Origin of the sequence: Algoriphagus sp. 4150 (genome assembly GCF_031457395.1) — a bacterium.
In the GTDB taxonomy this organism is placed as follows: domain Bacteria; phylum Bacteroidota; class Bacteroidia; order Cytophagales; family Cyclobacteriaceae; genus Algoriphagus.
In genome coordinates this window covers 85,710-103,484 of the sequence record NZ_JAVDWS010000017.1, presented here as the reverse complement: position 1 = coordinate 103,484, position 17,775 = coordinate 85,710, and the positions used below count along the sequence as shown (strand labels likewise).

Here is a 17,775-nt window from a genome sequence, read left to right as displayed (position 1 = left end):
AAAAAAATGAACTGTAAAATAAATTTATATTTATTGCTAGGCATGCTAGTGGTTATCAGTGGTTGTGAACTTGATAACTATGAACCACCTCAATCAATCATAAGTGGTCAGGTGGTATATGAAGGCATGCCGATCAATGTACGGTCTAATGGTGTGGAATTGGAGCTATGGCAACCCGGCTACGATCTGTTCACCAAGATTCCCATCTACGTGAATCAGGATGGGACATTTTCTGCAAAGGTTTTTGATGGCGATTATAAGCTTACCATGCTTAGAGGAGCTCCATGGGTGTATAATTCAGATACTATAAATGTTCAGGTCAAAGGGAGTGCGGAGCTAAATGTACCCGTGAGCCCATATTACACCTTAGAAAATGTTGATTTTCAGAATAATGGTGGTTCGGAGATCACTGCTGATTTTAATCTCCGTCAGGTGAGCGCCCAAGAAAATCTGGAGTTTGTCCGGCTTTATCTGGGCAAGACTACCATTGTAGATCAAAATATCAACGTGGCAAATGCAACCCTTAATGCTGATGAGATGGCTGACCTTTCTGATACCTTTTCTATACAAGTGACTATCCCCTCTTCAGTGTCGGATAAAAGCTATGTCTTCGCACGATTGGGAGTAAAGGTCAAGGATGTCCCTGAATTACTTTATTCATCTCCCCAACAGATACTAGTGGACTGAAGTCCTTTGCGGATCAGACCCGAAAATCAATTGGTACTTCCCTAGAAGCACAGATATAGGGGAAATACCAGTGTATTTCGATTAGCACAGCACGTCTATGAAAAATAGGACGATAGGGATATTATTTTCTATTCAGTCCTTTTTTCAGCCAAACTTCAATAACATCAAACTAATTAACAATGAACAATAAATCTCATTTATCCCATTTAAAAATAAGAGATTACCTATTATCCCTAGGTCTCAGCCTGGCTATGGTGGGTACTGCTTATGGTCAGGATGTAACACCCGATAATCAGGAAAGTGTACATATCAAGATTGATTTTTCCAATGAAATAGGAGCTATGCAGCCTGCATGGGCTTGGTGGGGCTATGATGAGCCCAACTACACCTATATGAAAGATGGCAAAAAACTACTTTCAGAAATAGCAGATCTCAGTCCTGTACCCGTGTACGTAAGAGCTCATAGCTTGTTGGTGACGGATGAAGGACCCCGGGCAGCATTGAAATGGGGATCTACAAATGCCTATACTGAGGATAGTGATGGAAATCCCATCTATGATTGGACGGTAATAGATCAAATTTTCGATACCTATATCGAACGTGGTATGAAGCCTATGGCTCAGATCGGTTTTATGCCTAAAGCATTGTCTACACAGCCAGAACCTTATCGCCATTATTGGAAGCCCGGGGCTGATTATAATGATATCTATACAGGATGGTCTTATCCTCCCAAAGATTACGATAAGTGGGCTGAATTGGTCTTTCAATGGGTCACGCACAGCGTGGAGAGGTATGGACAGGAAGAAGTGGAGTCTTGGTATTGGGAACTTTGGAATGAACCAAATATCGGCTATTGGAGAGGCACGACCGAAGAGTACATCAAACTCTATGATTACACTGCTGACGCGGTTAAAAGAGCCTTGCCGACTGCGAAAATAGGCGGCCCCGAAACCACGGGACCGGGATGGGACAAAGCCGCAGAGTTCTTGACTACCTTTTTGGATCACGTTACTTCAGGTAAAAACTATGCGACAGGAAAAACCGGTTCTCCTCTGGACTTTATTACGTTCCACGCCAAAGGAAGCCCAAAATTGATTGAAGGGGTAGTACAGATGGGTATCAGTAGTCAACTGAATGACATCGATAGTGGATTTGAAATAGTGGCCTCTTATCCTAATTTGAAGCATTTGCCTATAATAATCGGAGAATCCGACCCGGAAGGTTGCGCTGCATGTTCAGAGGAAGACTATCCGCACTATGCTTATAGAAATGGCACCATGTATTCCAGTTACACGGCAGCCTCTTTTGCCCGAAAATACGAGCTTGCAGACCGCCACGGAGTCAATTTTTTAGGGGCTGTAACCTGGGGATTTGAATTTGAAGATCAAAAATGGTTTGCCGGATTCCGGGATATGGCTACCAATGGTGTTGACAAGCCCGTGCTGAATGTGTTCAGGATGTTTGGTTTGATGGGTGGACAGCGCGTGTCGGTTTCTGGCGGGAAAAATCATGGAACATTGGCCTACGGTCTCGACAGCATCCTAAAATCCAGTGTACGGGGAGAAGCGCAGGATATCAATGCTTTTGCCTCTATCGATAAAAATACTGCTGCAGCTATGGTTTGGAACTACCATGATGATGACAAGGAGATAGCTATGGCACCTGTCACAATAAGCTTTGAAAGCATTCCGGGAGACAAGGTTCTGATGCATCATTACCGGGTGGACAAAAACCACAGCAATTCCTATCAGGCATGGAAGGATATGGGCTCACCTCAAAACCCAACCCAAAAGCAGATTGCGGAACTGGAAGAAGCCGGGCAGCTTCAGCTTATCACTTCACCCAAATGGATTAAAGTAGAGGACGGTAAAGCCCAAGTGGAATTTGAGCTGCCTAGCCAGGGGGTGTCATTGGTGAGATTGTCGTGGTGATCAGCGCTGGCAATGTTTCACAATGATCGCCTGCTCCGCATTGAAAATCAGCCCACTGGTTTTTATGAAATCGAGCCTGCCTGACGGTAGGCAGGCATGATCCCGTACCTACGGGAACACACACTGGAATGATTATTTACCATGCGACCTGCCTGCCAGGCAGGGATTCCATAGCCTGCCCCGACTATTCGGAATGGCCAATAGAAAACAATAATAATCACATGAATTAACGCTTAAAAATTATACAATGGTATTTGACAATAAAGCCTTAAGAATCACACTCTCTATGGTATTTACTTTAGTTGTGAGTGAGATACGGGCACAGAATGAGGGAGTCCAAGCTGTAACTATCTCCGTGGATCTCGACGAAGAGGTAGGGGAAATGGAGCCTGTATGGTCATTTTTTGGCTACGATGAGCCCAATTATACCTATATGAAAGACGGGAAGAAATTGATCGCCGAGATAGGCGAGTTTAGTCCTGTCCCGGTATACTATCGTGCGCATAACCTGCTCACCACGGGAGATGGGACAGCTAGGTTTAAATGGGGCTCTACCAACGCTTATACAGAAGACGAAAATGGGAACCCTGTGTATGATTGGACCATCATTGATAAGATTTTTGACACCTACATTGAGAATGGAGCAAAGCCATTGGTTGAAATCGGGTTTATGCCCAAAGTACTCTCCACTCAGCCCGAACCTTACGAACATTTTTGGAAGCCCGGAGACCCTTACGGTGATATCCATACCGGATGGAGATTTCCTCCCAATGATTACGACAAGTGGGCGGAGCTTATCTTCCAGTGGGTGAAACATAGTGTAGACAGGTATGGTCAGGAAGAAGTGGAAAGCTGGTATTGGCAACTTTGGAACGAACCTGATGCACCTTACTGGGGCGGGACAATAGACGAATTTTTGAAATTGTACGATTATACAGCCGATGCGGTGAAGCGCGCCCTTCCCACTGCTCAGATGGGGGGAGCTAATGATACCGGACCGGGAAGTGCCAGAGGTGCTAGATTTTTGTATGCTTTCTTGCAGCATTGCCTCACAGGGACGAACTATGCTACAGGCGAAATAGGATCACCTCTGGATGCTATTTTGTTCCACGCCAAAGGTGCTCCAAGTCTAATAGAGGACGATATAGTACAAATGGATATGGGTAGGCATCTCAGAAACTTTGACGAGGGTTTTAAGATAGTGGCCTCTTATCCCAAGTTCAAAGACCTACCTATCATCATTGGAGAATCTGACCCCGAAGGCTGTGCGGCCTGCGGAGAAACTACCAATCCTTCCAATGCCTACCGAAATGGGACGATGTATTCAAGCTATACAGCTGCTTCATTTGCCAGGAAATATGAGTTGGCAGATAAGTATGGAGTAAACTTCAAAGGAGCCGTGACTTGGTCGTTTGAATTTGAAGATCAGCCTTGGTTTCATGGTTTTCGTGATCTGGCTACCAATGGCGTAGACAAACCGGTTCTGAATGTTTTTCGAATGTTTGCCATGATGGAAGGCAAGCGTGTGCAGGTGGTTTCCGATCAAATGTACGGATTGGACTCGGTGGTAAATACCAGCATCCGAAACTGGGAAGACATTGGAGCTCTTGCTTCAATTTCCAAAGCAGCCAATACTGCAGCAGTAATGATCTGGAATTATCATGATGTAGATGCTAAGGGAGAATTTGCTTCAATAAACCTAAATGTTAATGGAGTACCGTCAGAGAAGGTCACTTTGACCCATTTCAGGATTGATGATGAGACCAGCAATTCCTATCAGGTATGGAAGGAAATGGGCTCACCCCAGAATCCATCTCAGGCTCAGGTAGCGGAACTCGAAAAGTCAGGCAAGCTGGAGACAATGGGTGAACCACGGTCCATTACGATAGATGAAGGTGAATTCAATACAGAATTTTTCCTTCCCCGTCAAGGTGTGTCTTTGCTAAAAATAGACTGGTGAGTTGCTTCCACCTCTCATTTCAGATTATTATTAATTCACTCTCAAAATCTTTACTTAAAGAAAATGAAAATAACCGCCATCAAATCTAAACTGTATCAATGGAAAGGACCTGTAAAAACAAGTGATACCATTTTTGCAACTCCCCTAAGCATGCTGCCTTTCCAAAAAGATTCTCAGGCTCCCTTCCGTTTTTTCAGCTGGCTTGTAGTAGAAATACATACTGATGAAGGCCATGTAGGATACGGAAATGCGGGGCTTTGCCCAGACGTTTGCAAACTGATCATAGACTCTAAACTAAAGCAGCTGTTGATTGGTGAGAATCCTCTTAATACAGAATACTTATTTGAGAAAATGTATAGGTCATCTGTTGCCTATGGAAGGAAAGGAGCCGCATTGGCTGCAATAAGTGCATTGGATATTGCACTATGGGATATCAAGGGAAAGCATATGAACCAGCCTGTGTTTATGCTGCTGGGAGGAAGAACAAAAGAAGTGATCCCGGCCTATTATAGTAGGTTATATACCCGAGATCTGGACAGTCTTCAGCAAGAGGCACTTCATTATAAATCCGAGGGTTTTTTGGGAATGAAGCTGAGGTGTGGATATCCACTTACCGAGGGTGCTGCGGGTATGCGGAAAAATGTAGAAATGGTGAAGGTAGTCAGGGAAGCTGTAGGCGATGAAGTAGAAATTATGATGGAAGCCTATATGGGATTTAATTATTCCTATGCCAAGCAATTTCTCAAAGCGCTGGAACCCTATAGATTGAGGTGGGCAGAGGAATTATTGCTTCCTGATGAAATCCACAATTTCTCAAAGCTGAGAAAAAGTACAGAGATACCACTTTCAGGAGGTGAACATGAATATACGCGCTATGGATTTCATGACCTCATTCAGGCAGAAGCCCTGGATATTTTCCAGTTTGATACCAACAGGGTAGGAGGATTCACCGAAGCTCAAAAGATATGCACTTTAGCCCATGCACACGGAATAGAAGTAATTCCCCATGGAGGACAGATGCACAATCTACATGTAGTCATGAGCTCCTTTGCGAGTCCTATGGCTGAGTATTTTCCGCAGACAGAAATTGAGGTTGGAAATGAGATGTTCTGGTACATCTTCGATGGAGAAGCTATAGCCGAAAATGGCTGCCTACAGTTGGACGATTCCCTACCAGGTGTAGGCCTTACACTTAAGGAAGAATTTATTGATCAGTTTGAAATCACAGAATAAGTATGACAACGACTAATAGCAACATCAAAAGTGTTTTGGAGCTTTTTAAGCTTACGGGACAGACAGCACTTATCATTGGAGGCAACCGCGGGCTGGGAAGGGCTATGGCTAATGCACTGGCAGAGGCAGGAGCCGCCATCTGTGTGGCCGCAAGAGCCATCAAGGAAAATGAGGAGGCAGCGGATGCTATCCGAGAGGCTTACGGTGCCGAGACGATGAGTGTAGCATGTGATGTCACAGACGAAACCAGTGTAAAGCAAGCCGTATCGGATACTGTAAAGAGATTTGGGAAGATTGACATATTGATCAATTCTGCCGGGATAAATATACGGGGACCTATAGAGGAAATTTCCCTGAAGGATTTTAATAAGGTGCAAGAAGTAAATGTCTCAGGTGCTTGGTTGGCATGTAGAGAAGTGGTTCCTATCATGAAGAAGCATGGCTATGGCCGCATCATCAATATCGGATCCATGCTTTCTCTGACTGCTTTTGCGGAGCGAACTCCTTATGCTACCAGCAAAGGTGCTATCCTACAACTGACCAGATCCCTTGCCATGGAAGTGGCCAAAGAGGCAATTACAGTCAATGCCATTCTTCCCGGACCATTTGCAACAGAGCTAAATCTCCCACTAGAGAATGACGCAGAGAAATTTGAGGCTTTTATTTCAAAAATACCCATGGGCAGGTGGGCCGAACCCCATGAGATCGGAGGGCTGGCCCTGTACTTGGCTAGTCCCGCATCCGGCTATGTCACAGGGGCAGGATTTTCAATCGACGGTGGCTGGGTAGCACAATAGTGTTTCCGGACCTTAATCCCAAACTCAATTCAACAATGGAAAATAAACTAAGACTGGTACAAGTAATTCATCCTGCACATGGCCGGAGGATCGCCATGGTCCGGGAACCGGAACTGGTATTTCTAACAGGGTTCCGGGCTGTCTATGAGCTTGCCTTGAGCGCTCTGGACAACGGACAGAATTTGAAGTCGCTTATTCTTGACAGCTTGTCAGATGAAACACTTGATTATTCCACGGTGTATCAGGGAAAAAGTGAATGGAAACTTCTCCCTTCATTTGATCATCCCGAGTCTCCTTTTCACTGTATGGTTTCGGGAACAGGACTGACCCATCACAACAGCGCATTGAATAGACAGATGATGCATGGGGATTTGGAGGAAAAGCCTACCGATAGCTTACGGATGTATCAAATGGGTGTGAAAGACGGTTCGCCTACTCCAGGTGAGATTGGGGTACAGCCGGAATGGTTCTATAAAGGAAACGGAGCTGTGCTAAGAGCCCACAGACAATCACTGACAGTGCCGTATTTTGCCAATGATGGAGGAGAAGAGCCGGAAATTGCCGGGCTCTACATTATCGATAGAGCCGGAAAACCATGGAGAATTGGCCTCAGTACAGGGAATGAATTTTCGGACCATGTGATGGAAAAAGCCAATTACCTCTACTTGGCCCCTTCAAAAATCAGGGAATGTGCTATTGGCCCTGAAGCGGTGATTGATGCGGATTTTGAAAGCTATAGCGGCGAAGTATCCATCTCCCGCAACGGCCAGACTATTTGGAATTCAGCTATTAACTCGGGACAAAAGAATATGTGCCACAACTTGGCGAACCTGGAGTTTCATCATTTTAAATATGATTCACATCGAATTCCTCTACAGGCTCATGTTCACTTTTTCGGGGCAGATGCCTTCAGCTTTGGAAATAAGGTTATGCTGGAAAATGAGGATAAGATGTCCATTCAGTGGAATGGGCTGGGAAGAGCCTTGCAAAATTCGGTAGAGGTTATAAATCCGGAAAAACAAGTTCCTCCGGTGATCACACAGTTGTAACGAAAGAAACACTCGATCTCAGAGTTCTCATCAAGAAAAACTCAATTCAAACCTATTTACTACATGAATATACCAACAGAAAATTATATCGGAAACAAGGAAAGCAGGGAAGTAGAAAAGAGTTTTAGGGCATTCTCACCTTCGACCAATGAATTCCTTACAGAGGAATTTGCCTATGCCACTCCATCAGAATTCCAGCTTCCCACACTTCATTTCCCGGATCATCTGCTGCCGGATGCTTTGAAAAACAGTAATCCGCTGAATATTCCAAGGTTAGTAAACGGTAAATGGGAACATAGTCGAATTAAAGTCCTGTGAGTCTGATCATTAACCTTTCGGAATGTACAAGATCAAAAGGGGATTCCATCTGTTGGAGTAAAACACTGTACATCTCCAATAAGCTTCTATTTCTTGCTGGTATCGTAGTCCTATTGAGTGCAGGATGCGTCCAAAGAGAGAAAGAATCAGCAGAGGATTCGGTCAAACTTCGTTTTAGATTAGGCTTAGAATTGAATGCGGATACCAAAATTTGGGAGGTTTCGAATTTGTTTAAAGCTGAACTTGAAAAGGCTTCCTTAAAAGATAGTATCAAACAAGGTGAGATTGACGTGGAGTTTTATGACCAGGGAGCTATAGGCTCAGAGAGGCAGTTATTGGAGGCAGGATATTTTGGAGTAGTGGAAATGGTGCAGGTGAATACAGCTGTAGTTACTGCTATCGAACCTGCATTTGGCTTACTCAACCTTCCTTATTTGTTCAGGAATGAAGCCCATCATCAGGGTGTTCTAAATGGGGAACCGGGCAAAAAAATCTTGAAGATGCTGACTAAACATAATCTTCAGGGACTTGGATTTTACAGTGCGGGTTTTCGCAACATGTTTTATAAGTATTCCACTGACATCCCTTGTCCAAACTCCCCTGCTGATCTGGGGGGACTCAAAATCAGGGTGATGGAAAGCCCTACTATGATCAGTACGATCAATGCCATGGGAGCAAGTGCAGCACCTCTCCCATTCTCAGAATTATATCAGGGGATAAAAACGGGAGTAGTGGATGGTGCAGAAAACAGCGCCAAGGTATTTATCTCTTCACGATATCATGAAGCCGGTATTAATTGCTTTACACTCACGGAGCATACGACAGATCAGCATGTCTTGATAGCAAACAGTGATTGGTTGGAATCCTTAGATTCTAAATACAAACGCAGAATAGAAGAGGTCTCCCGGGAAATTATTCCTGCATTCAATTCCATCTGGGAAGAGACTACACTCGATGCCATAAGTCAGATCGAACGGGTTGGAGTCCGCATCAATGAAGTGGAGGATAAAGCCGGGTTTTTAAAAGCTGTGGAGCCTGTTTATGTACACTTTTTCAAGAGTTACCCAGCCGTTTCTTATTCACTTTATGAATCAATCAAAAACTACGAATACTATGATTCTATTAGATAGACTTGTCCGGAATTTAGTGATAGTGATACTTGCTGCCATGGTGATCGTAGTGGCCGGTAATGTATTCTGCAGATTTGTACTTCAACATTCATTGTATTGGGCTGATGAATTGGCTCAGATCCTATTGGTTTGGCTGACTTTTATCGGAGCTGCATTGGGGGTAAAAGATAAATCCCATTACGTGCTTAATTTTTTGACAGACAGAATTAAGGGAGGTGCTCAAAAATATTTTAAGGTAATGCAGCAATTGATATCAATACTGTCTATCCTTATCCTGTTGTATTTCAGTACTATAGTCGCATGGAATGTACGCTTTTGGACTATGCCCGCTACGGAGATTTCCCGAGCTTATGTGTATATGATCTGCCCGATAGGCTGCTTGATGATGCTCTACTATGCAGTTCAGATAACCTTGAGAGAATTTAAAGAGGGCAGAGCAGAAGAAAATAACCTGTGATGAAAGACTTCGCTTCATATCAATTGTGCCTCTCACTATTGTACCAATCTTAATATAAAAACCAACTGCAATCAATTATAACCATGGGAACCGTTTTGATTATCGTTTTTTTGATTCTGATATTTCTGGATGTCCCTGTGTCGTTTTCTATGTTGCTGTCTTCATTGGCTGCACTGGTTTTTGAGGGAGTCAATCCTATTATGGTTGGATTGGAAACCACAAGATCATTATCTACTTTTTACTCTTTTTTGGCAGTCCCTTTTTTCATATTGGCCGGTGAACTGATGAATTTCGGTGGGCTGTCTGAGCGGCTAATCAGACTGGTCAAAGCCTTTATTGGTCATTATCGAATAGGTTTGCCTGCTGTTACCACTGTTTCATCTCAGATGTTTGGTGCTGTATCCGGAGCATCTGCCGCCACTGTGGCAGCGATTGGCGGTATTATGATTCCCACATTGGAAAGGAATGGATATTCCAGGGCATTTGCGACTGCTTTAACTGCCTGTTCAGGAACCACAGGGGCACTGATACCACCCAGTATTTTATTGCTGATCTATGGCACACTGGCAAATGTGTCCATTGAGAAATTGTTCATAGCGGGGATAATCCCGGGAATACTGGTTGGGATTAGCTTGATTCTAATGTCGGTCCTTATGACCAAGAAAATGGAGATAGTCAAAGAGAAGAAGGCTGATTTCGAAGAACTTCGTGAAAGTCTGATTGGATCTTTCTTTCCAATTCTACTAGTGCTAATCATATTTGTTGGGATTATGGGAGGAGTATTCACAGCGACAGAAGCTTCGGCTGTAGCTGTGGTTTACGCCGGAGTGGTAGGCTTTTTTATTTTCAAAAAACTACGTATCAGGGATTTGCCTGACATTTTGGTTTCCGCAGCCAAGACTACCGCGTCTTTGAGTTTTTTGATAGCTTGTGCCAGCTTGTTTGCTTGGACCTTGGCTATTGGAAAAGTACCCGAAGCACTGACTGAAGGATTATTGGGGCTAAGTGATCAGATGGTTAACTTCTTTGGTTCTGATCTTAGTCCTGAAATGGCACTTCAAGCACGTAAAATTGTCATCCTTATTTTTCTGAACATCACGCTGTTACTCTTGGGGATGTTCATTGATGCAGGCCCCGGTTTATTGATCGTTGTTCCGGTCGTTTTACCGATTAGCCACGCTATCGGTATGGATACAGGACTTGAGGCTGTTCATTTTGGGATTTTGGTCGTTTCCAACATGATTATCGGCTTGGTCACCCCTCCTGTAGGCTCTACACTTTTCGTGGCAAGTGCAGTGGGCAATACTTCAATAGCTAAAATCACCCCTTTTATTTTAAAGTTTTTGGTGGTCATGCTAGTCATACAGTTGATCATCACCTATTATCCGCCGGTGTCCACTTTCCTTCCATCCTTGATGAAATAATGAACTATCCATTTTACCTCATCGTAATGTATTCATTACTATCCTATTAGGTTTGATCAGAAGCAAAGGGTTTATTATTGATTATTAATCCAGTTTGATGTTCGGGCTGGATTTTTTCTATTCTCACAGCTGTTTTCTCCTTCACAGAAATATGGGAAAATATGTATGCTATGACGCTCAGGAAACTGTCATTTTTTCAGTAAAAAACTGACAAAATTCACGTGAATCCGATTTGGCATTCGACTTGTTTTTTACCCCATGGAATCGCGATTCTTTTGTTAGTAGCTTGGTTCGATAGTCTTACATAATATTAAGGCACTGATCGGATTAGGCACGTTTACTTGTTTAACTATTAAAAATGTAAAGCAATGAACACATTAATGAAAAGAAACAGTTTAAGCCCTGCCACAACCTTATTTGATGATTTTCCGGGCAGAGGATTATTTGATTGGCTTGATGCGGCAGGTATCGGCCGGACAATTGAAAGTAACACCCTGCCCCGGGTAAATATCGCTGAAACCGGGAATGATTTTAGGGTAGAAATGGCTGTTCCGGGTATGAAAAAAGAAGATTTTAAGGTGGAACTTGACAATAACACCTTAACCATTCAAGCTGAAGTATCCGAAAATTCAGAAAATCACAGCGATGACAACGTGGGGTATACTCGCAGAGAATTTAGCTACCGTGCCTTTACAAGATCCTTCTACTTGCCAAATACAGTGGAGAATGACAAAATAGAAGCAAGGTATCAAGACGGAATTCTTCAACTGATCATTCCGAAGCGGGAAGAAGCAAAGAAAAAACCTGCAAGAAGCATTCAAATTGCCTAATAATTAAGTACAAGTGTGGGCAACCTTTTGAGGTATGCCCACTGTTTTTTGATTCCCTTAGTGGCTAAATATTTGAAATGGTAACTGCACAGGTTTATACTGAAAAGATTTGCTTCTAGGTCGCTGACAACTACTTAGAAAAAGCAGATCATTTAGCAGCATCGGAGAATTGCCGGTGCAAGTTTGTTTGAATGTTGAATAACTAAAAGTAGTGTAAAAATGAATAAGAGTTCTTTTCTGAATTACTATAAAAGCATACTCGAAAAAGTAAGTTTTGACCAAAAACTACTTGAGAAAGAATATAGGAAAGCAAAGCAATTGCTCGAAAATTCCGAGGCGAGGGAATTGGACTATTGGTTGCAACGTAAAGGGCTTGCCCGCAAATTGAATCCGGTTTCGTATGATCAGAATAAACAAATGATTCGTGATTTTCATTGAGAATGATTATTTCCTATCTGTTTTGGTTTATTTCCGGGAGAGCTTCTAACTCGATGGATTTTCCGGTTTAATCTAGTTAAAATGCAATTGGATAAGTCGGCTTAGGTGATCCAATGATCACCAAACTACTTCCTCTCTGAATCATGATCATCGATTTTGAACAGAGGGGATTTTTTTGTCAATTCATGTCTTCAAGACGTATTTGAGTAGAGAGGAGATAGGTCCTATTCGGTTTTATTACCTAGCCTACTATTCTGCCTCCCGATAAATTTGTCTACTTTTGCGCAGCGATTTAAATACTATGCTGGACAAATTACAATCAATCAAAGAGCGCTTCGAGGAAGTCGGGCAATTAATAGTCCTGCCGGAATCTATGGCAGACATGAGCAAATATGCCAAGCTGACCAAAGAATATAAAGACTTGGAAAAAATTGTAAAGATCTACGATGAATACAATTTAGTCCTGCAGAATATTATCAGTTCTAAACAAGTTCTTGATAAGGAAAAGGATCCTGATTTCAAAGAAATGGCCAAGGCTGAATTGGACGAACTCAGACCTAGAAAAGAAGAGCTTGAGAATGAACTGAAGCAATTGTTGATACCTAAGGATCCAAATGATGCCAAGGATTGTATTTTGGAAATCAGAGGCGGAGCCGGTGGGGATGAAGCCTCTATTTTTGCGGGAGACTTATTCCGAATGTATGAGCGCTTCTGCGAAAGACAGAATCTAAAATTAACTGTGCTGGATTTGACCTTTGGCTCTGCCGGAGGATATAAAGAAATTATTGCCACTATTTCCGGAGGGGATGACGTGTATGGCAGGATGAAATATGAGTCCGGCGTTCATCGTGTGCAGCGGGTACCTGCTACAGAATCCCAAGGGCGGGTTCACACCTCAGCGGCATCTGTGGCAGTATTGCCCGAGATGGATGAAGTGGAAGTGAACATTGATATGAACGATGTCCGAAAAGACACCTACTGCTCATCAGGACCGGGTGGACAATCGGTGAACACTACCTATTCAGCGGTGCGTCTGACTCACGAGCCTTCAGGGCTGATTGTAACCTGTCAGGATGAAAAGTCGCAAATCAAGAACTTCGAGAAAGCCCTGAAAGTATTGAGATCCCGGCTTTACGAAATCGAACTTGCCAAGCACAATGATGCTGTGGGAGCGCAGCGTAAGTCTATGGTGGGTTCCGGAGACCGGTCAGATAAGATCCGAACCTACAATTATCCACAGTCAAGAGTTACAGACCATAGAATCAATAAAACTGTGTATAACCTCCCCGAGGTAATGGATGGACATATTGAGGATTTTATATCCGCATTGAGATTTGCCGAAAATCTTGATCGGATGAACACCAGCGGATTAGAAGAATAGGCCGGGCATTTGCATAAAATTGCCTAGAATTTATTGATTCTGCGATTAGCCTATTATCTTGAAGAATTAACCATCTGACTTTTATGATTATTACCGGAGAAAGAGAAATAAGACTAGTGACCTGGAATGAGGCTCATTTTCATCAGCTCTATCCTTTGGCCAATAATCCGAAGATTGCAATGAATCTTAAGGACAGCTATCCGCAGCCTTATACGATCCATGATGCGCGCTATTGGATAGAGCACAACCAGAAGTTCAATCCTCCACAGAATTTTGCGGTTGAGTTTGAGGGAAGATTGGCCGGCTCTATAGGCTCTGAGAGAGGAAAAGATGAACTCCGCACCAATATGGAGCTGGGTTTTTGGATAGGTGAGCCCTTTTGGGGCAAAGGAATAGCTACCGAAGCGGTAAAACTGTACACCAAGTATATTTTTGAGAAATTTGACATCGAGCGCATCTTTGCCCAGGTCTATGATTTCAACGGACAATCCATGAATGTTCTGGAAAAAGCAGGTTATTTTCCCGAAGCAATACTGAAAAAAGCTTTTGTGAAAAACACCACCGTAGGAGACATATTCCAATATGTAAATATCCGAGGGGAACAGTAACAGGCTAAAATTTCCCGGTCCCGGCGAAATAGTATTCCCAACCTTAATTTGACACGAAGGTTATTTCATGAATACTTATTCCGGTATTGAGAAAGATCGGCAGGATATTTTGTTTCTGGAAGTAGACTAGCCGGGATCTTTGCCTAGCCGTGGAGGCTATTACCCCCGCCCCATGAAATAACATATATAGGCGGCGGGCTTACTCTTATTAATTAATAGGATTGGCTTCCACTCCTTTGAAAGTCATTTTGATCGGCTTGATCGTCCCGTCCTCATTGAATTCCATCACATCAATCGCCGTTACCCGGTGATCCCTACCTTCATTTGGAATAGGTCTACGATGATAGACCATATACCAATCATCCGTTTCCGGCTTTTGAATAACCGAATTGTGACCAGCTCCTGTGGCGATAGTAGTGTCCGATTCCAGAATGGTATCAATCCGCTCCCATGGTCCTGTGATTTGGTCTGCCATGGCATAGGCTACTTTATAGCTATCATTGCCCCAGCCTCCCTCAGACCACATAAAGTAATATTTTCCATTGCGGATAAATACAAAAGGGCCTTCCACATAACCTTCAGGCGTGATTTCATGGAAAAGTTCACCGTCTTCCCACGGCTCAAATCCTGAAAAATCAGCAGTTAGCTTGCCTATGTTACAATGACTCCATCCTCCATACAGCATGTAATAAGTGCCGTCAGTATCCTTGAATACAAATTGATCTATCGGCTGCGCATCGTTGTGGAACTCAGACAGCAAAGGCTTACCTATGTGGTCTTTGAAAGGACCACCGGGTGAATCAGCAACCGCCACTCCCAATCCTCCGAAATGATTGATGTCATTTGTGGGATCCCAACCGTCACGGCTAGGTCGCTGAATATCATTTGCAGAGAAAAACAGGTAATATTTCCCATCTTTTTCAATCGCAGCCGGTGCCCACATCGCTTGTCTTGCCCACTTGATTGCTGCGGTGTCAAGGATATTTACATGCTTTTCCCATGTGACCAGATCTTTGGAAGAGAAAGCATCGAAGTGCAATTGATCTGTATACCCTGCCGAAAAAGTCGGATATACCCAGTACTTATCTCCAAAAACAACTCCTTCAGGATCTGCATACCAGCCCTCTAAAATGGGGTTTCCGGAAAGTTTCAGAGGTTCTTCTACGTTGGTTTCTTTTGGAGAGGAGCAGGAAAAAGCTAGTGCCAAAGCGCCTGTCATTATAGAATAGGTAAGTTTCATATCGGCTAAAATCAAATGAATTGGAAATTTAAGAAGAGCGTATCAAATGGAAATGCTCTTGGTGTAAAAGTGCGATAATTGGAAGGTTTTTATACCTTGAGCCGAATAATCCATTTATTCGGCTCATGATATAGTATTTTTTGAGCCGAATAAGTTGTATATTTGGCTCATGAGTTACAATTGGGAACAGTCGGGTTGGCCAAACTTCACCTATAAGGAAGGGAAGTCAGGGAGAATACTGCTGGATTTTCTCATGAAATCCGGGCAACTATCCGGTGTGCTCATTGGTTTGTCCGAAGGAAATCAGACTGAATTGCTTCTGGAAATGATGGTAGTCGAGGCAATTAAAACCTCGGAAATTGAAGGGGAATTTCTCAGTCGTACGGATGTGATGTCTTCTATCAAGAAGAATCTCGGTATTCATGAGGAGCAGCCTTTGCTTGTCAAAGATCTGCGTGCCAAAGGCATTGCCCAACTAATGATCAAGGTACGAACTGATTTTGTGCTAGAGTTGACAGAAGAAGTACTTTTCGAATGGCATAAGCTACTGATGGAGGGCAATCGCTACGTGCTTGCCGGGCAATGGCGTGCGAGCACTGCTCCTATGCAGGTCGTATCCGGACCCATAGGGAAAGAAACCGTGCATTTTGAAGCACCACCTTCGGTTCGAGTTCCTGCAGAAATGGCCTCTTTTATTTCTTGGTTCAACAAGACTGCTCCCGGCAATTCTGAGGCGATAAACAACCCGCTGATCCGGTCTGCGATCACACATTTATATTTTGAATCAATTCACCCTTTTGAGGATGGAAATGGTCGTATTGGTCGGGCTTTAGCAGAAAAAGCCCTGCACCAGGGCTTAGGACATGCCACATTAATCAGCCTTTCGGGTACGATTGAAGCTAAGAAAAATGAGTATTACAATGCCCTTAAGCGCGGTCAAAGCTCCAACGAAATCTCGGCTTGGTTGGACTATTTCGCTGATACGGTCTATCACGCACAGCTGAGCGCGGAGCAATTGATCAACTTCACACTCCAAAAAGTCAAATTCTTTGATCGCTTCAAGGATGTGCTGAATGATCGCCAGGCGAAAGCCATCAACCGGATGCTTGCCGAAGGGCCAGCTGGCTTTGAAGGTGGGATGACGGCAAAGAAATACATGGTGATCACCAAAGCTTCCAAAGCCACGGCTACCCGGGATTTACAGGTTTTGGCTGAGTTAGGCATCTTTTTGCCTAAAGGAGGAGGGAGAAGTGTGAGTTATGAGTTGGTGATTAGTAGTAAGTAGCAAGAGACAAGTATCAAGAGTCTGGAATCGTGGGCTGAAACTCCAGATAAAATTATATCCTACTCGGTTTTAGTAGTCTTAGATTCCATTGGATGCGGAAAGTGATCATTAATGAGACATTCAGTTACCTTGGATTCTTCCGGAATTGCTAGACTTTTGCCCGAATAGATACCCTTGGTGTCAAATAGTACTAGCACTTGAATAGGTTCATGACACAGAAAGGCGCCAGCGGCGTCAAAGACTACTAGGATCTTGGTTTATAAGCAGCCTATGATCCCTCCGGGATCTGGTTTGAAAGAAAGAGGAAAAATTCCCGGAGATCGTCAATTGACTCTCAATATCGGGTGGAGGTAAAAATCGACACCAGCGGTGTCACATATTACTAGCAACGACATCGGTTGAATTGACAAACGACCCCGGAGTGGGTCGAATATAACCTAAAGCCATTCGAATAAATATTCGTCTTTGAAATCTATTTTATATTTTTCCAGTAGCAATAAATACTCTTCCTTGAAAGTCTTTTTTCGATGATGTTCTTTTTGATTTGCAATGTATTTGTAAGTGCGGTCAACATGACTTTGGCTGATAGAAAATGCTCCAAAACCATCTTGCCATTTGAATTTGAATCTGCAGTGCTTTGATTCATTGACCCATTTATTACTGGACTTTTTGATCTCCTGCACCAAATCTGAACAAGCCAAATTAGGCTTTATTCCCACAAGCAAATGAATATGGTCTGGCATACCATTTACTATCATTGGTTTTTGCCCTTTGTTGCGAATGATGCCTGAGATGTATTGGTAGAGTTCAAGTTCCCATCTTGGATTGATCAAAGCGTTTCTGTTCTGTACTGCGAAGACTAGATGCAGGTATATCTGCGAAAAAGTATTAGCCATGTAAGTAAAGTTTATGTTTTTAACCAATTGATAAAAAGGGCTTTAAGATAATAAAATTACAAGTGTGTTACTATCGAAACAACTACTAATTTCTTACTTTTAATATAGCCC

At 43.2% G+C, this 17,775-nt stretch carries 17 protein-coding genes; 15 read left to right on the top strand and 2 right to left on the bottom strand.

The window, feature by feature from the left end:
• Window positions 1–6: 6 nt before the first annotated feature.
• The 14 genes from J2X69_RS18950 (at window position 7) to J2X69_RS18885 (ending at window position 14,243) form a co-directional block, all read left to right on the top strand.
• On the top strand, window positions 7–687 hold the full coding sequence (locus J2X69_RS18950) for a DUF3823 domain-containing protein (protein WP_310106898.1): 681 nt from the start codon (window positions 7–9) through the stop codon (window positions 685–687).
• 251 nt (window positions 688–938) lie between these two features.
• Window positions 939–2,618, top strand: a complete 1,680-nt coding sequence (locus J2X69_RS18945) for a GH39 family glycosyl hydrolase (protein ID WP_310106919.1) — start codon at window positions 939–941, stop codon at window positions 2,616–2,618.
• Window positions 2,619–2,865: 247 nt separating this feature from the next.
• The gene (locus tag J2X69_RS18940) at window positions 2,866–4,578 is read left to right on the top strand and encodes a GH39 family glycosyl hydrolase (RefSeq protein WP_409014447.1); all 1,713 of its coding nucleotides are present in this window, start codon (window positions 2,866–2,868) and stop codon (window positions 4,576–4,578) included.
• A 63-nt stretch (window positions 4,579–4,641) separates the two neighbouring features.
• Window positions 4,642–5,811: an enolase C-terminal domain-like protein gene (locus J2X69_RS18935; RefSeq protein ID WP_310106896.1), complete on the top strand. Its 1,170-nt coding sequence runs from the start codon at window positions 4,642–4,644 to the stop codon at window positions 5,809–5,811.
• A gap of 2 nt (window positions 5,812–5,813) precedes the next feature.
• Window positions 5,814–6,608, top strand: coding sequence for an SDR family NAD(P)-dependent oxidoreductase (locus J2X69_RS18930; protein ID WP_310106894.1), 795 nt, complete (start codon window positions 5,814–5,816; stop codon window positions 6,606–6,608).
• Between the two features lie 35 nt (window positions 6,609–6,643).
• The gene (gene araD1 / locus J2X69_RS18925) at window positions 6,644–7,657 is read left to right on the top strand and encodes an AraD1 family protein (protein WP_310106892.1); all 1,014 of its coding nucleotides are present in this window, start codon (window positions 6,644–6,646) and stop codon (window positions 7,655–7,657) included.
• A gap of 63 nt (window positions 7,658–7,720) precedes the next feature.
• A complete protein-coding gene (locus tag J2X69_RS18920) occupies window positions 7,721–7,975 on the top strand; it encodes a hypothetical protein (RefSeq protein ID WP_310106890.1) in 255 nt (84 codons plus the stop codon).
• Window positions 7,972–9,105, top strand: a complete 1,134-nt coding sequence (locus tag J2X69_RS18915) for a TRAP transporter substrate-binding protein (RefSeq protein ID WP_310106888.1) — start codon at window positions 7,972–7,974, stop codon at window positions 9,103–9,105. Before J2X69_RS18920 ends, J2X69_RS18915 begins: the two co-directional genes overlap by 4 nt.
• Entirely contained in the window at window positions 9,089–9,562 is a 474-nt protein-coding gene (locus tag J2X69_RS18910; protein ID WP_310106886.1) for a TRAP transporter small permease, read from the top strand. The genes J2X69_RS18915 and J2X69_RS18910 overlap by 17 nt, the downstream gene beginning before the upstream one ends.
• Before the next feature lie 83 nt (window positions 9,563–9,645).
• Window positions 9,646–10,986 carry a TRAP transporter large permease gene (locus tag J2X69_RS18905; protein ID WP_310106884.1) on the top strand — a complete coding sequence of 447 codons (1,341 nt, stop codon included), beginning with the start codon at window positions 9,646–9,648 and terminating at the stop codon, window positions 10,984–10,986.
• Window positions 10,987–11,366: 380 nt separating this feature from the next.
• A complete protein-coding gene (locus J2X69_RS18900; RefSeq protein ID WP_310106881.1) occupies window positions 11,367–11,816 on the top strand; it encodes an Hsp20/alpha crystallin family protein in 450 nt (149 codons plus the stop codon).
• Window positions 11,817–12,035: 219 nt separating this feature from the next.
• Entirely contained in the window at window positions 12,036–12,254 is a 219-nt protein-coding gene (locus tag J2X69_RS18895; protein WP_310106879.1) for a hypothetical protein, read from the top strand.
• 301 nt (window positions 12,255–12,555) lie between these two features.
• Window positions 12,556–13,635 carry a peptide chain release factor 1 gene (gene prfA / locus J2X69_RS18890; RefSeq protein WP_310106877.1) on the top strand — a complete coding sequence of 360 codons (1,080 nt, stop codon included), beginning with the start codon at window positions 12,556–12,558 and terminating at the stop codon, window positions 13,633–13,635.
• A gap of 83 nt (window positions 13,636–13,718) precedes the next feature.
• Window positions 13,719–14,243, top strand: a complete 525-nt coding sequence (locus J2X69_RS18885; protein ID WP_192347350.1) for a GNAT family N-acetyltransferase — start codon at window positions 13,719–13,721, stop codon at window positions 14,241–14,243.
• A gap of 208 nt (window positions 14,244–14,451) precedes the next feature.
• On the opposite strand, the gene J2X69_RS18880 is transcribed toward J2X69_RS18885, so the two are convergent.
• Complete coding sequence (locus J2X69_RS18880; protein WP_310106874.1) at window positions 14,452–15,483, bottom strand: glycoside hydrolase family 43 protein; 1,032 nt, start codon at window positions 15,481–15,483, stop codon at window positions 14,452–14,454.
• Window positions 15,484–15,652: 169 nt separating this feature from the next.
• Between J2X69_RS18880 and J2X69_RS18875 the strand changes: the two genes are divergently transcribed.
• Window positions 15,653–16,768: a Fic family protein gene (locus J2X69_RS18875; protein ID WP_310106872.1), complete on the top strand. Its 1,116-nt coding sequence runs from the start codon at window positions 15,653–15,655 to the stop codon at window positions 16,766–16,768.
• 437 nt (window positions 16,769–17,205) lie between these two features.
• Here J2X69_RS18875 and tnpA read toward each other — a convergent pair whose 3' ends face one another.
• Window positions 17,206–17,664 carry an IS200/IS605 family transposase gene (gene tnpA / locus J2X69_RS18870; protein ID WP_310106870.1) on the bottom strand — a complete coding sequence of 153 codons (459 nt, stop codon included), beginning with the start codon at window positions 17,662–17,664 and terminating at the stop codon, window positions 17,206–17,208.
• Window positions 17,665–17,775: the final 111 nt, after the last annotated feature.

What these genes read in the sequence shown, in the direction of transcription:
- J2X69_RS18950 (WP_310106898.1), top strand. Translation starts at nt 7, where the DNA reads ATGAACTGTAAAATAAATTTATATTTATTGCTAGGCATGCTAGTGGTT.
- J2X69_RS18945 (WP_310106919.1), top strand. Translation starts at nt 939, where the DNA reads ATGGTGGGTACTGCTTATGGTCAGGATGTAACACCCGATAATCAGGAA.
- J2X69_RS18940 (WP_409014447.1), top strand. Translation starts at nt 2,866, where the DNA reads ATGGTATTTGACAATAAAGCCTTAAGAATCACACTCTCTATGGTATTT.
- J2X69_RS18935 (WP_310106896.1), top strand. Translation starts at nt 4,642, where the DNA reads ATGAAAATAACCGCCATCAAATCTAAACTGTATCAATGGAAAGGACCT.
- J2X69_RS18930 (WP_310106894.1), top strand. Translation starts at nt 5,814, where the DNA reads ATGACAACGACTAATAGCAACATCAAAAGTGTTTTGGAGCTTTTTAAG.
- araD1 (WP_310106892.1), top strand. Translation starts at nt 6,644, where the DNA reads ATGGAAAATAAACTAAGACTGGTACAAGTAATTCATCCTGCACATGGC.
- J2X69_RS18920 (WP_310106890.1), top strand. Translation starts at nt 7,721, where the DNA reads ATGAATATACCAACAGAAAATTATATCGGAAACAAGGAAAGCAGGGAA.
- J2X69_RS18910 (WP_310106886.1), top strand. Translation starts at nt 9,089, where the DNA reads ATGATTCTATTAGATAGACTTGTCCGGAATTTAGTGATAGTGATACTT.
- J2X69_RS18905 (WP_310106884.1), top strand. Translation starts at nt 9,646, where the DNA reads ATGGGAACCGTTTTGATTATCGTTTTTTTGATTCTGATATTTCTGGAT.
- J2X69_RS18900 (WP_310106881.1), top strand. Translation starts at nt 11,367, where the DNA reads ATGAAAAGAAACAGTTTAAGCCCTGCCACAACCTTATTTGATGATTTT.
- J2X69_RS18895 (WP_310106879.1), top strand. Translation starts at nt 12,036, where the DNA reads ATGAATAAGAGTTCTTTTCTGAATTACTATAAAAGCATACTCGAAAAA.
- prfA (WP_310106877.1), top strand. Translation starts at nt 12,556, where the DNA reads ATGCTGGACAAATTACAATCAATCAAAGAGCGCTTCGAGGAAGTCGGG.
- J2X69_RS18885 (WP_192347350.1), top strand. Translation starts at nt 13,719, where the DNA reads ATGATTATTACCGGAGAAAGAGAAATAAGACTAGTGACCTGGAATGAG.
- J2X69_RS18880 (WP_310106874.1), bottom strand. Translation starts at nt 15,483, where the DNA reads ATGAAACTTACCTATTCTATAATGACAGGCGCTTTGGCACTAGCTTTT.
- J2X69_RS18875 (WP_310106872.1), top strand. Translation starts at nt 15,653, where the DNA reads ATGAGTTACAATTGGGAACAGTCGGGTTGGCCAAACTTCACCTATAAG.
- tnpA (WP_310106870.1), bottom strand. Translation starts at nt 17,664, where the DNA reads ATGGCTAATACTTTTTCGCAGATATACCTGCATCTAGTCTTCGCAGTA.